This is a genomic window from Serratia sp. PGPR-27 (assembly GCF_022678525.1).
GTDB lineage: Bacteria > Pseudomonadota > Gammaproteobacteria > Enterobacterales > Enterobacteriaceae > Serratia > Serratia nematodiphila.
Genome location: NZ_JALBYS010000043.1, coordinates 34025 through 47415, shown reverse-complemented (window position 1 = coordinate 47415; position 13391 = coordinate 34025). Strand labels below are relative to the sequence as shown.

Genomic DNA, 13391 nt, shown 5'->3' with positions numbered 1-13391 from the left:
ACTTAACGCCATTTATTTTGCCCAGGGTCATTGTTGCAGGCCGTTTCGGGGGCTAACATCATCAGCCTGCCTGCTTATCATGGATACCGCCGTTGCCCACTTTTATCCGCAATATCGAATTTTTCACGCCGGACGGTTATCCGGGCCAGGTGGCGCGCTGCCATTTTGCGCTGGCGGATTACCGCGACGAGAGTTATCCCGAGGCAGGTTTTACGTTGCCGGACCATCTGGCGCGCGCGGTGCCGAAACGCCGTGCGGAGTATCTGGCCGGACGTGTTCTGGCGCGCCAGCTGCTGGCGCCACTCGGTTTCGCCGACTTCACCCTGGCGCGCGGCGAAGACCGCGCGCCGCAGTGGCCGCCGGGCATTGCCGGGGCGTTGAGCCATAATTCGCATACCGCGCTGTGCGCCGTGCACCGCGAGAGCGGGCTGGGCAGCGTTGGGCTGGACGTGGAGACGTTGCTGTCCGTGGAGCGAGCTGAGGAGCTGTGGAGCGCGATCGTTTCACCGGCGGAGCGCGAGGCGTTGCTAGGCGAAACGCTGCCGTTCAACGCGCTGCTGACGCTGACGTTTTCCGCCAAAGAGAGCCTGTTTAAGGCGCTGTATCCGCAGGTGCGTTGTTACTTCGATTTTCTTGATGCGCGCATGACGGCCGTGGATGTGCAGCGGCAGACGTTCGTATTAGAGCTGCTTAAGACATTGACGCCGCATTGCGCCGCCGGGCGCCGGTTCAGCGGGCATTTTTGGCGTGAAGGTGACGACGTCACGACCTTTATTTTTTGCTAAAATACAATAATAACAATGTGTTATTTCTTTCCGTGCCGTAACGCGGATTTGACGCAGCGGGCGGAAAGATTCATTCATCGGAGATTGACCCACGGTGGGGAACCGGTGTAATTTACCATCCCTTTACAGCTAATGATAACTATTCGCATAAACATTATCATTGGTGAGGCGCAACAAAGGAGTGGTCTTGTGGCGACACTGACGACAGAAAACCAAACCTTCCCCGGGTTTGCGTACGCCGAACAATCGACCTTTTTGTACCGGTCCGAATTCCGTTCCCTCTCCGCCAGCGGCGTGTTCGAGCGCATTGAGACGCCGGCGTTCGGCGGCGAGCAGGAAGACAGCGCGCTGGCGCAGCATATCCGCCAGGCGTTGGCGCGCGCCAACGCCGCCGGCCAGGCGGCACCGGTGGTGGTGGGCGCCATTCCGTTCGATACGCGCCGGCCTTCCAGCCTGTACGTGCCTGAAAACTGCCAGTTTGTCGCCAACGACAGCTTTACCCGCGCCGCGCGCCCGATGCTGCAACAGCCGCATCGCCTGGTCGCCTGCACCAGCATTCCGGACGAGCCGCGCTTCAAGCACGCGGTGGCGGAAGCGGTCAGCCGCTTCAAACAAGGCAAGCTGGACAAGGCGGTGCTGTCGCGCATCCTCGACATCGAGCTGGAGCAGCCGGTGGCGGGCCACCAAATCCTCAATAACCTGATGGTGCAGAACCCGACCGGATACCACTTCTCCCTGCCGCTGGCCGATGGCGGCGTGCTGCTCGGCGCCAGCCCGGAGCTGCTGATCCGCAAGCAGGGCGGCGAGATCCACACCAATCCGCTGGCGGGGTCGGCGCGCCGTCAGGACGATGCGCGGCAGGATCGCCTCGGCAGCGAGCGCCTGATGCGCTCGACCAAAGACAAATACGAACACAAACTGGTGATCGACGACATTCGTCGGCGCCTGGCGCCGCTGTGCGCCAGCCTGAGCGTGCCGAGCGGCCCGTCGCTGCTCAGCACCGGCACCATGTGGCACCTGTCCACCCGCATTCGCGGCGAGTTGCTGAATCCGGCGCTCAACGTGATGCAGCTGGCCTGCCTGCTGCATCCGACGCCGGCGCTGTGCGGCTTCCCGACCGAGAGCGCCCGCCAGCTGATCGCCGATCTGGAGCCGCACGATCGCGGCCTGTTCAGCGGCATCGTCGGCTGGTGCGACGCCAACGGCGACGGCGAGTGGGCGATCGTCATCCGCAGCGGCCTGCTGCGCGGCAACCGGGTGCGGCTGTTCGCCGGCGCGGGGATCGTCGCCGCCTCGACGCCGCAGTCCGAGTGGATGGAAACCGCCGCCAAACTGGGCACCATGCTCAACGCTTTCGGCCTTAACAGCGGCGCGCTGTAGGGCCACTTTGCGGCGCAGCACGCCGCATCATATGCTTTTCGCAGGAGACAACGATGAACAACAACATGACCCGGCTGTGCGCCCGGATGGCGGTGCGCGCATGAGCATTCAGATGGATTTCACCGGCAAACGCGTGTGGGTGACCGGCGCGGCGCGCGGCATCGGCGAGCAGATCGCCCGGCATTTTTTGACGCAGGGCGCCGAGGTGGTGGGGTTTGACCGCGAGTTCGCCAACCCGGATCTGCCTTACCCTTGCGTGACGCTGGACATCAGCCGGCCGGAGCAGGTGGAGGCGGTGTGCCGCCAACAGCTGGCGGAAAACCCGCGACTGGACGTGTTGGTCAATGCCGCCGGCATTCTGCGCATGGGCAATACTGAAGATCTGAGCGTGGATGACTGGCACCAGTGCATCAACGTCAACGCCTCGGGGGCGTTTTACCTGTTCCGCGCCGTGCTGCCGCACTTCAAGGCGCAGCGCAGCGGCGCGATCGTCAGCATCGGCTCCAACGCCGCGCACGTGCCGCGCGCGCAGATGGCGGCCTACTGCGCCTCCAAGGCGGCGCTGACCAGCCTGAACCACTGCGTGGGGCTGGAGATGGCGCCGTTCGGCGTGCGCTGCAATCTGGTGTCGCCGGGCTCGACCGACACGCCGATGCAGCGCGGCATGTGGCAGACCGACGATGCACAGCAGCGCACCATCGCCGGCTTCCCCGAGCTGTTCAAACTGGGGATCCCGCTGGGTAAAATCGCCCGCCCGGACGAGATCGCCAACGCGGTGTTGTTCCTGGCCTCCGACTTGGCCAGCCACATCACCATGCAGGATATCGTGATCGACGGCGGCGCCACGCTGGCCGCCTGAGTCAGACCCGCTGGCGGCGCAGCAGGTGTTGCGCACCTTCCGCCGCCAGCAGCAGCACCGCCAGCCAGATCGCCAGATAGGTTGGCCACTCGCTTTGGCTGATGCTCTCGCCGAGCAGCAGCGCGACGATCACCAGCAGCACCGGTTCCACATAGCTCAGCAGGCCGAACAGGCTGAACGGCAGCAGGCGGCTGGCGAGGATGTAGCACACCAATGCCACGGCGCTGATGACGCCGAGCAGCGGAATGCGCCAATACAGCTCGGCATTGATCTGCAACGCCGCGGCGCCACCGTCGCCGAAGGCGAACCAGGCCGCAGCCGGCAGCATCAGCGCCAGCTCGCACCACAGCCCGCCGAGATTGTCGGTGCCGAAACGCCGCCGCAAAATAAAGTAGAGCGGATAACCCAGCGCCACCACCAGCGTCGGCCACGACACGCCACCCGCCTGATACAGCTCATTGCCCACCCCCACCATGGCGCATGCCACCGCCAGTTTTTGCAGCAGCGACAGCCGATCGCGGTAAATCAAACGGCCCACCAGCACCATCGTCAGCGGCAGCAGAAAATAACCGAGCGATACGTCGAGCGCCTTGCCGTGCAGCGGCGCCCACAGGAACAGCCACAGCTGCACCCCCAGCAGCGCCGAGGTGAGCAGCAGGCCCAGCAGACGCGGCGGCCGTTGGCCGATCCAGGCCAGCGTGTCGCCCACCTTGCGCCAATCGCCGGACAGCGCCATGAACAGCGTCAGGAACGGCAGCGTCAGCAGCGTGCGCCAGCCGTAGACCTGCTCGCCGTTCAGCGGGGTGAGGGTAGAGGTGAAGTAATACATCGCGCCGAACAAGATGGAGGCGACGACTGAAAGAGTGATGCCCTTAATCACACGCATTCCTGGTGAGTGATTGATTTTATGGCGGCTACTGTAGAGAAATTTGCCGCCAACAACAATGGCGCCGCCGGGCGCTGGACAATCGGCGGCGGCGGGTTACAATGGATACTGTGTATTCATACAGGCTTTGGCGATGACAATCGATCTTTTTGAAGACGCGCTGCCGCCGCCGTGGCGCGAAGAGATCGCCCCCGGCGCGGTGGTGATGCACGGCTTCGTGCGCGATCACGGGCCGGCACTGCTGGCGGCGGTGCAGGGCGTGGTGGCGCAGGTGCCGTGGCGGCATTTGACCACCCCCGGCGGGCACGTGATGTCGGTGGCGATGAGCTGGTGCGGCAACGGCTGGACCAGCGACAGCCGGGGCTACCGCTATTCGGAACGCGACGCGCGCAGCGGCAAACGCTGGCCGGCCATTCCGCCGATCCTGATGGCGCTGGCGGACGAAGCTGCGCAGCAGGCGGGCTTCGGCCCCTTCGTGCCGGATTCCTGCCTGATGAACCGTTACGATCCGGGCAGCAAGCTGTCGCTGCATCAGGATAAAGACGAACACGACTTCGGCGCGCCGATCGTCTCGGTGTCGCTCGGGCTGCCGGCGGTGTTTCAGTTCGGTGGCCTGCAGCGCAGCGACCGGGCGCGGCGCATTCCGCTGGCGCACGGCGATGTGGTGGTGTGGGGCGGCCCATCTCGGCTCTGTTTTCACGGCATCCTGCCGGTCAAGGAAGGCTACCACTCGCTGGTGGGGCCGCACCGCATCAACATCACGCTACGCAAGGCGCTTTAGCTGCGGCTCCTGCGCCAGGCAGGCGACGAGATAGTCGATAAACACCCGCAGTTTGGGCGGCAGATACTGGTTGGGCGCGTAGAGCAACCACAGGCCGCCGTGATAGCTGCTGAGAAAATCCCATTCCGGCAACACCTGCACGATCTCGCCGTCGTCGAGCGCCTGGCGGGCGGTAAAGTACGGCAGGCTGCCGATGCCGATATGGCGTTTCACCGCGTCCAGCCGCACGCCGGTGTGGTTGGCGGCGTAGCGGCCGCGCACGTTGACCGTCACCGTTTTGCCGCTGCGGCGGAATTTCCATTGTGCGTCGCTCGGCGTTTCCCCCAGATAGATGCAGCTGTGCGCCGCCAGATCGTGCGGATGCTGCGGTGTGCCGTGCTGCGCCAGGTAGTGCGGCGTGGCGCACAGCAGATGGTCTATTCTCATCAACTGGCGGCCGATCAACCCGGGCGAGGGGCGATCGGTAATGCGCAGCGCCAGATCGACCCGATCGTCTATCAAATCCATGTAGCGATCTTCCAGCCGCAGCCTCACGTCCACCTTCGGGTAGCGGCGCAGGAACTCCGGCATGTGCGGATGCAGCACGAAGCGGCCCACCGCTTTGGGTACGCTGACGCTGACCAGCCCTTCGGGCTCCGCGGCGCCGCGCCCGCCGATCGCCATGACCGCGTCGGCCGCCGCCAGCAGGGTGCGGCAGTGCGCAAACACCTCTTCACCGCTTTCGCTCAGCCGCAGTTTGCGGGTGGTGCGGTGCAGCAGCTGCAGCGTCAACGCCTGTTCGAGCTTCGCCACGCTGCGGCTGACGGCGGAAGGCGAAGCGCCCAGCTTGCGGGCGGCGGCGGAAAAGCTGCCGCTCTCTACCACCTGAACGAAAACGGCCATTTCGGCCAACAGCGTGTAAGAAAGATTTGTGCTCATGACGCAAAAGTCCATTGTGATGGCGGCGGATTATCCTCCGATTATGGCATGAATATAATGGCTCTCCGAACCGAGGAGAAAAAATGATGACCGAGCGACGTTATTACTACAGCGACGATTTACAGGGCCAGGCGCGGGTGTTGAGCTGTGCGCCGGCCGAGGCGGGCGCTTACGCCGTGGAACTGGACGCCACGCTGTTCCACCCGCAGGGCGGCGGCCAACCTTCCGATGTGGGGGCGTTAGGCGACGTTACCGTGCTGCGGGTGCAGCAGCAGGGGGATACCGTGGTGCACTTTACCGCCGCGCCGCTGCCGAACGGGCCGGTTACGATGCAAATCGATGAAGCGCAGCGTCGGCTGCACGCCCGCTGGCACTCCGCTGGGCATCTGATCGGCTGGTTGGGCGAAACCCGGGGCTGGCGGCCGGTCAAGGCGCATCATTGGCCGGGGGAAGGGCGCATCACTTTCGCGCCGGGATCGGATGCGCAGACGATAGAAGTGGACTTTTTGCAGGCGGAGCTGATGCGTTTGATCGCCGCCGATCTGCCGCGCCGCCAGCAGGCGGTGGACGGCCTGCGCCAGGTCGGCTTCGGCGAGTTGCCCGCCTACGGCTGTGGCGGCACCCATGTCGCCGCGCTGGGCGAGGTGGGCGCGATCGCGATTACCGGCCTAAAGATGAAGAAAGGGCAATTGAACGTGCAATATGAGCTGGGTTGAATAAGGGGGCGGCTCAGCGCCCGGCCTGCCGCAGCTGGGTGCAGAATGCGCATTGGCATCCCGCTACCGGCACCGCCGCGCAGCTGCCGATGCTCACCGGCTGGGCGTCCATGGCGTGAAAGCCGTAAAACAGATTTTCGATGTTTTGTTCCGCCACCCGCGCCTGCTCCGGGCGCGGTTCGGGCACTTTCGACTGAAACGCTGCGGCCTTGCCGGCCAGCAGGCTGAGAAACAACAGCGACAGCTGGATTTTCATCGTCGTCTTCCCTTTACTTGTTTTTTTGATACGTTATAACAAAACCAAGGCGCCGCCAAGCGCCGCTCTCGCGATCGGCGCCCGCCAGCGCGTGAGCCGGTGCGGTGAACGCCCGTGTTTAATTTACCTTTCTATTTGATTTCATTGAAATTGATGAAGTAGTCCGATGCCATCATCCAGGGAATGACAGGGCAGCCAATATTCTAAATACTTAAGTTTTCAGCGGCGCCTGGAAAGCGGGCCGGGTCGGGGCCGTGACCGGCGTTTACGCGGTGTCCTACAGCTTTTTGAAGTATTTCAAGGCGTGGTACCACAGATAGCCGAACGGCGGGCGTGGAGTGAGCTCCCGTTCGGTTGCGGTGCGCGATTGCGGCTTTGGGCCGGCAACCGCGCGCCGAAGGCGGGGGGCGAACCGCCTTCATCTCCTCGTTTAAACGCTGTCTTCAGCGATCAGCACCTCAGTAATATCAATGCGATGCAGCAGCTTTCTCTGTTTCTCATGGCTGATTTTCTTCATGCGGCGCAGCCGGTACAGCTCTTCTCTTTCCGCGTGCAACGAGGCTAAGTACAGCTGCTTTTCCAGCCGCTTCAGCGCCACGATATTCTTAACGTCTTCTTTGGTCAGAATTTTACGTTGCAGCACGTCCAGCATCCGCCGCGTCGTTTCTTCAATCAGCTCCGGCGTGGCGTCGTCCGGCGGGGCGACGAGCAGCTTTTCCTTGGTTTCGTTAACGGCTTTGGTCGCCGCGCTCGCCAAGGCTTCTGAAACGGAGAAAGCCTCTTCCTGATCTTCTTCCGGCGGCAAATTGCCGCGCAACAGGAAGGGCAGCGTGACGATGCCGACGACGATCGACAGCAAGATGACCCCCGAGGCGATAAACACCAGCTGATACCGCCCCGGGAATGGCGAGCCATCCAATAAAAACAGCGGAATTGACAGCACGCCCGCCAGGGTCACCGCCCCTCGCACCCCGGCAAAGGCGGCGACGAACAGATCGCGCGTGCTGAATTTCGAAAATAACAGCGGATCTTTGCGCATCAGGGTCGCGCTGCCGACCTTCATCAGCCACAGCCAAATCAAACGCACGGCGATCAAACTAAAATAGATGATCACCACGTAAGCCAGCAGCGTCTCCAGGCTGATGGAATGATCGATACCGGTTTGCGCCACGGTGAAGTTCAAGATGCCTGGCAGCTGCAGCCCAAGCAGAATAAACACCATGCCGTTAAACACGAACTCGAGCATTTCCCAAATATTATTGGTGCGTAAACGCACCAGCGGCATGCTGCGATTCACTTTGGATTGGCCAATCATCATGCCGGCGCTGACGGCGGCCAGGATGCCGGATACGCCGATTCTTTCCGCAATCAGATAGCAGGAAAAGGGCAGTAACAGCGAGAAAATAATCTGAGTGGCGGAATCGTTATACATCCATTTATGGATGAACTTAACCATTTGATTGTAGAGAAAAACAATAATGATGCCGCACAGCACCCCACCAATCGATACCTGCAGAAAGGTCAGAAAGGCGCTCTCCAGGGTAAACGCCATCGCGCCGAGCGCGACAGCGATGGAGAAGTTGAGGGAAACCAAACCGGAGGCGTCGTTCATCAACGCCTCCCCTTCGATCACGCTCATCACGGGTTTGGGCATGCGTCCTTTACCGACGATGCCGGACAGCGCCACGGCGTCCGTTGGCGACAGAACGGCGGCCAGGGCAAACGCGGCGGCGAGGGGGATTGACGGGAGCAGGAAGTGAATCAGATAACCCACCCCGACGACCGTGATGATCACCAGCACCAAGGCCAGACAAAGGATTTCTCTGCCGTAATGGATGAACTCTTGCGCCGGCGTTTTCCAACCGTCGGCGAACAGCAGCGGGGGAATAAACAGCATCAAGAAAAGCTCGGGATTGAAGTCGATATGCAACCCAAACTGCGGCCAGGCCAAGACGGCGCCAACGATGATTTGCATCAGCGGAAGCGGGATTTGGAAGGGCAATATGCGCGTCACGACGCCGGACAACGAGACGGTGAGCAATAAGATCAATATGGTGAAGAATGTTTCCATCGTGAACCTTTTGTGGATTTAATTTTTCTCGCCGTTATCAAACGGTTTTTCTGCATGCCGCCCCTCAGGCGGGCTCGTCGGCCAAGGCTAAGCAGCGGCCATGGCGGCCGCTGTCGATAAAGAAAGCGCAGTTGAGCAAGGCCGGTCTTCGCCCCGCTTGCCTGTGGGATGGCGCAGGCAAACGGGGCAAAGGGTTAAGGCAGCGCAAACGCCATCACGTAATCGCCGGTTTCTGACGAATGCGCGGCGCCGCCGACCACAATAACGATGTATTGCTTGCCGGTTTTAGGCGAAACGTAGCTCATCGGCGTCGCGCTCGCGCCGACCGGCAGCGCATATTTCCAGACTTCTTTGCCGGTGCTGCTGTTATAGGCGCGCAGATAATAGTCCTGGAAGCCGGCGAAGAAGACCAGGCCGCCGGCGGTCGTCATGGTGCCCGCGTAGGTGGGCATGCCAACCGGCATCGGCAGATGCGATCTGATGCCCAGTGGCCCCATTTTTTCGGCGGTGCCGGCCGGTATCTGCCAGGCAATCTTTTTGTTTTTGTAATCGACGGCGGTGATCGTGCCGTAAGGGGGTTGGTTGCAAGGCACTTCGAGCGGCGACATCCACATCAACGTGATCATGCCGTATGGCGTGCCGATCATGGGAGAAGACCCGTGGCCATCGATCACTTTTTGCGGGTACTGTTTCGCGACGCGTTCATAGTTGTCGCGCGCCACTAACCAAAACACATTCGGGATGCGCACATCGTTCATGTAAGCCAGATGGTTCACAGGATCAATCGACATGCTCCCCCAGTTGAGTCCGCCTAAATTGCCGGGCTGCTCGAGCGTTGGGCGGGTGCCGATCGGGGTCATGTCGCCCTGGTAATTCATCTGTTTGAACAGGATGCGGCAGGCCATCTGGTCAAACAGGGTGGTGCCCCACATTTTTTCTTCGGTCAGGCGTTCGGCGCCAATGGTCGGCATGCCGACGGAGAACGGCTGGGTTGGCGAGAGGCGCTCTTCCTCTGCGGCGCCTTGGGTCGGCACGGCTTTCTCTTCAACCTGCGCCAGCGGTTTGCCGGTCTCCCGGTTCAGGTAGAAAATCTGCCCGCGTTTGGTGCCGAGCAAAAGGGCGGGCACCGGGCGATGTTGCTCATCAAAACCGTCCACCAGCGCGGGTTGGGATGCGAGGTCATAATCCCAAATGTCGTGATGCGTGGTTTGGAATTTCCAGCGCTCACGGCCTGTTTCAATATCAATGGCGACCAGGGCAGAGTTGTACGCATCCGAATTTTCCGGGCGATTCATGCCGTAATAGTCGGGCGTTGCATTGCCAAGCGGCGCATACAACAAGCCTAATTTGTCGTCATAGGCGGCGGTGGTCCACATATTCGGCGTGCCGCGCGTATAGGTGCTTCCGGCAGGCGGAGCCTTGGTGATGCCCGGGTTGCCTAAGTCCCACGCCCAGTCCAACTTGCCGGTTTTGGCGTCGAACGCCCTGATGACGCCGGAGGGCTCGCCTTTCATTACGTTATCGATAACCCAGCCGCCGACGATAATCTTCCCTCTGGCGATGGTCGGCGCCGAGGTTTGGAAGTAATAACCCGGTTTGACTTCCCCCATATGCTGGCCGAGATTCACCTCACCGTTTTGACCGAAGGCGGGGCATTTCTGGCCCGTTTTGGCATCCAGCGCAATGAGGCGGGCATCGATCGTGGTGTGAACGATCGTTTTCTCGCACAGCGCGCCTGGCGCAATATCTTCATTTTTGTAGTAGCCAAGCCCGCGGCAGCGTTGCCAAACGGGGGAGGTGGAATGCGAGTCAAATTTCCAGCGCGCTTTACCCGTATCGGCATCGATAGCGGTGATAAGACCGTTGGGCGTACAGCTATACACCACATCATCAATCGCGAGCGGGGTGTTTTGGTCCACGCCCGGCCGGAAATCGCCGGTGCGATAAACCCAGGCGAGTTTCAGGTCTTTGACGGTTGAACGGTTCACCTGATTGAACGGCGCGTAGCGCGTTCCTTCCGTCGTGCGGCCATAGGCGCTCCAATCGGCAGGCGCATTGTCGCTTTTGCTCTCGATAAACGTCACGTCGCCAGCAGGGGTAATTTCGCCATGGGGAAAGAAGGCGCCGATAAAGAAAGCGACAAAGGCCACGGATAATGCCGAACCGGCGATGTAAGCCTGCTTTTGACTCTTGGCGCCGTGCAGGTATGAGGGAAGTAAAAACGCGGCGATAATAGAGAGGCCGGCGGGCACCAGCAGGCGAGGGAACAATGCCCAGTAGTTAAGCCCCGATTCCCAAAGCGCCCACAACAACGTCATCAAAAACAGCAGGCCGGTTAAGTAACAAGCCGATTTGCTGCGCTTGAGGACCAGCACTGCGGCGGCGATGTAGCCTATCCCGGTAATGGCATAGTAGAACGATCCGCCGAGGGCGATCAGCCAAATTCCCCCCACGGTTAACGCGACGCCAGAAAAAACCAGCAAGCAAAAGAACGTGATTATTGCGGCTCTCTTACCAAACGATGTTCTAATCATATGTTTTCCTTTGACTTTTAAATCCACATTGGATCACCATCCCATCGCTGCCAACGCGTGAAAATGCAGGCGCGAAAGGCAAGGCATTTCCCGCCTTGAGACTTTTTATTCTTTAACGCTTTAGGGGCATTGAGTTGTCGTTTTGATATCCATTTCAACAGTGGCCATTGCGGCTTGGATCCGTCGCCAGACCAAGATAAGGGTTTTTTATTGGGCGATGACAGAACGCGCGCGATAAAAATAACCATCAACATTTTTATTTAATACCGGGTTGTAACCGTCTCGCAGAGATACGGTTGTGGGGGCGCTGTGCAATCCGATATTTTATAGCAGTGATAAGCGCATTGAATGAAAGAGCCTCTCTGGACTAATTATTTAGAGTGATGATGAATGCGGAACTGCTTTTAATCACGAGGTTGCGTAGAGGTTTACCCTGCGTTGAGTTCAGGGTGAAACGTCATTCTTTATCAAGCCGGTGTCGATAGAAGCGGCGAAAAAAATGATTCAATGCCATTCTTTCCCCATCGACATAGACAATATAACCTTTCCCGCGTTCGCCGACGGTGACTTTTTCAACATTAACATTAGGATAGTGTTTTTTTAGGTTTTTAGACCATGCTTGGATACTCATAATTCTATTTTCCTGACGCGCTTTATTCTTGTTTAAGGCATATTGATAGCACCCGTAAAAATAAGTCTCGTGGAAATAAAATATCGTCACTACCTGGGGATGTCTACAAGCGTGCGGGCGGGATAAAGCGAAGAATGCCGGTTGCGCTCAGGCAGGGTATTTAATGAAAATGTAATAAAAACAACAAGTTGCCCAATCAGTCGCACAAAAAGCAAATGTGGGTAACACATTGATATTTAATGTTTTGGTACGTAAGTCATATCGAAGTCAACGCTTAACGGATAAGCGGTTATTCCTTGTGGGGGCGAGAAAATCTCATCTTGGCGCGATCTTTAGGGAGGTATTGACGCGTTTTCCAATTAGATAAGTCTTAAAGTTGGTGCTTTGCGGCGAGTGGATAATGAGTGGTTTTGAGCCTAAATTCATCATGACTCTTTATTGATAAATATAAATAATTACCCTTTTTAATAAATAGCAACGCCGATAGTGACAAGGTTAGCGCTCTGGCCCAGGCGCTACCTCTTTCTCTCTGTGCTTGATAGGGAAGACAATGGGGATATAGGTCTTCATCTCTATTCTATCGCCGCCTTTGGGGGTGATGATTTCAATGAGAAAGCGATCGATCATGCCAACTTTATTTATCGGGAATGATTTGGTGTAGATACTTTGCGTGAATTTTTGCGCCTCATCGCTTGCGCCGTCAAAACTGAACTCTGCAAAAAGTTGCATGTCTTTTTTTCCCTGGGCGTCGGCCAGGGAGGCAAGCACGCTGCCAAGACAGTCTTCTTCTGAAATATAGAGGGTCTTCAAATAGATGCTGACGTAATTCTCTTTCTTGATGCTCGCGCCAAAATTGAAAAAGTTAATCACGCCGCTATCCGTTTTTTTCATGTTATCAATTGCCGCCAATCGCAGCGCGGAAACCGCAGGATGGAAGTGATATATTTCTGCATCAACGCCATCCCCTGAATCGTCGAAAAACTTTGGCAGGTGCACATAGCGATGCTCGGGAATGCCGTCGAGAAACAGCAATGGGATGGCGGAGGACACGTCCCACGATTTACTTTTGCGATACTGCATCGGCGAGGTTCTGAATTGCTTGCGGAAGGCTCGTTCAAATGATTGATATGACTGAAAATTTAGCGTTTTAACGATATCGGAAATAGAGAGGTTCGTCGCTTTCAACATAAATGCGGCGCGAATGAGTTTTCTGCCCCTCACATAGCTTCCGAAAGTCATCCCTGTTTCATCTTTAAACGCTTTTTGGATATGCCCGCGTGAATATCCGCTTTTTTCTGACAGCATCTCAACGGTGAGCTTCTCATTGAACCCACTTTCTTCCACCCAGGCGAGCAGCTCCTCAATGACTTTGGTTATAAACATGCAGGAGCTCCCTTTTAGTTAACTGCCTAATGGTTGCGTTGGGTAAAATAACGCGTTATCGGTATTCAGCGATAAGCCCCCAATTTATCCGTTCTTTTAGGCAATATCCTGAGTATAGAACGCTTGCAATATTAACGCGGTAAATTAAAAAAAATGTACTTAAAAGTGTCATTTACCAAATAGCCGCGTAT

Annotated in this window: 12 protein-coding genes and 1 pseudogene; 6 read left to right on the top strand and 7 right to left on the bottom strand. The window is 58.3% G+C overall.

The features are described 5' to 3' along the window. Window positions 1-92 precede the first annotated feature (92 nt). The 3 genes from MMS95_RS20290 to dhbA all read left to right on the top strand — a co-directional run bounded on the left by MMS95_RS20290 (window position 93) and on the right by dhbA (window position 3024). A complete protein-coding gene (locus MMS95_RS20290) occupies window positions 93-785 on the top strand; it encodes a 4'-phosphopantetheinyl transferase superfamily protein (RefSeq protein WP_099982756.1) in 693 nt (230 codons plus the stop codon). 189 nt (window positions 786-974) lie between these two features. After that, on the top strand, window positions 975-2165 hold the full coding sequence (locus MMS95_RS20285; RefSeq protein ID WP_347340961.1) for an isochorismate synthase: 1191 nt from the start codon (window positions 975-977) through the stop codon (window positions 2163-2165). Between the two features lie 100 nt (window positions 2166-2265). Next, window positions 2266-3024: a 2,3-dihydro-2,3-dihydroxybenzoate dehydrogenase gene (gene dhbA / locus MMS95_RS20280; protein WP_031300685.1), complete on the top strand. Its 759-nt coding sequence runs from the start codon at window positions 2266-2268 to the stop codon at window positions 3022-3024. Between the two features lies 1 nt (window position 3025). On the opposite strand, the gene rarD is transcribed toward dhbA, so the two are convergent. Further along, entirely contained in the window at window positions 3026-3904 is an 879-nt protein-coding gene (gene rarD, locus MMS95_RS20275; protein ID WP_076740674.1) for an EamA family transporter RarD, read from the bottom strand. Between the two features lie 139 nt (window positions 3905-4043). Between rarD and alkB the strand changes: the two genes are divergently transcribed. After that, on the top strand, window positions 4044-4691 hold the full coding sequence (gene alkB / locus MMS95_RS20270) for a DNA oxidative demethylase AlkB (protein WP_016927095.1): 648 nt from the start codon (window positions 4044-4046) through the stop codon (window positions 4689-4691). Here alkB and MMS95_RS20265 read toward each other — a convergent pair. Next, window positions 4674-5609, bottom strand: coding sequence for a LysR family transcriptional regulator (locus tag MMS95_RS20265; protein ID WP_088381746.1), 936 nt, complete (start codon window positions 5607-5609; stop codon window positions 4674-4676). The genes alkB and MMS95_RS20265 overlap by 18 nt on opposite strands. Window positions 5610-5695: 86 nt before the next feature. Here MMS95_RS20265 and MMS95_RS20260 point away from each other — a divergent pair, with 86 nt between their 5' ends. After that, window positions 5696-6325 (top strand): alanyl-tRNA editing protein, encoded by a 630-nt coding sequence (locus tag MMS95_RS20260; protein WP_242142170.1) that lies wholly within the window; start codon window positions 5696-5698, stop codon window positions 6323-6325. A 13-nt stretch (window positions 6326-6338) separates the two neighbouring features. Here MMS95_RS20260 and MMS95_RS20255 read toward each other — a convergent pair whose 3' ends face one another. Then, window positions 6339-6581 carry a hypothetical protein gene (locus MMS95_RS20255; protein ID WP_004940831.1) on the bottom strand — a complete coding sequence of 81 codons (243 nt, stop codon included), beginning with the start codon at window positions 6579-6581 and terminating at the stop codon, window positions 6339-6341. Between the two features lie 215 nt (window positions 6582-6796). Between MMS95_RS20255 and MMS95_RS20250 the strand changes: the two are divergent. Then, window positions 6797-6901, top strand: a pseudogene (locus MMS95_RS20250) (glycosyltransferase family 2 protein); the annotation flags it as partial. Window positions 6902-7011: 110 nt separating this feature from the next. Here MMS95_RS20250 and MMS95_RS20245 read toward each other — a convergent pair. The 4 genes from MMS95_RS20245 to MMS95_RS20230 form a co-directional block, all read right to left on the bottom strand. Then, window positions 7012-8652: a Na+/H+ antiporter gene (locus MMS95_RS20245; protein ID WP_016927100.1), complete on the bottom strand. Its 1641-nt coding sequence runs from the start codon at window positions 8650-8652 to the stop codon at window positions 7012-7014. 194 nt (window positions 8653-8846) lie between these two features. Beyond that, a complete protein-coding gene (locus tag MMS95_RS20240) occupies window positions 8847-11186 on the bottom strand; it encodes a membrane-bound PQQ-dependent dehydrogenase, glucose/quinate/shikimate family (RefSeq protein ID WP_242142168.1) in 2340 nt (779 codons plus the stop codon). Between the two features lie 457 nt (window positions 11187-11643). Further along, window positions 11644-11817, bottom strand: coding sequence for a hypothetical protein (locus tag MMS95_RS20235; RefSeq protein ID WP_153303162.1), 174 nt, complete (start codon window positions 11815-11817; stop codon window positions 11644-11646). Window positions 11818-12312: 495 nt separating this feature from the next. Next, window positions 12313-13200 carry a helix-turn-helix domain-containing protein gene (locus tag MMS95_RS20230; protein WP_033632630.1) on the bottom strand — a complete coding sequence of 296 codons (888 nt, stop codon included), beginning with the start codon at window positions 13198-13200 and terminating at the stop codon, window positions 12313-12315. Between the last annotated feature and the right edge of the window lie 191 nt (window positions 13201-13391).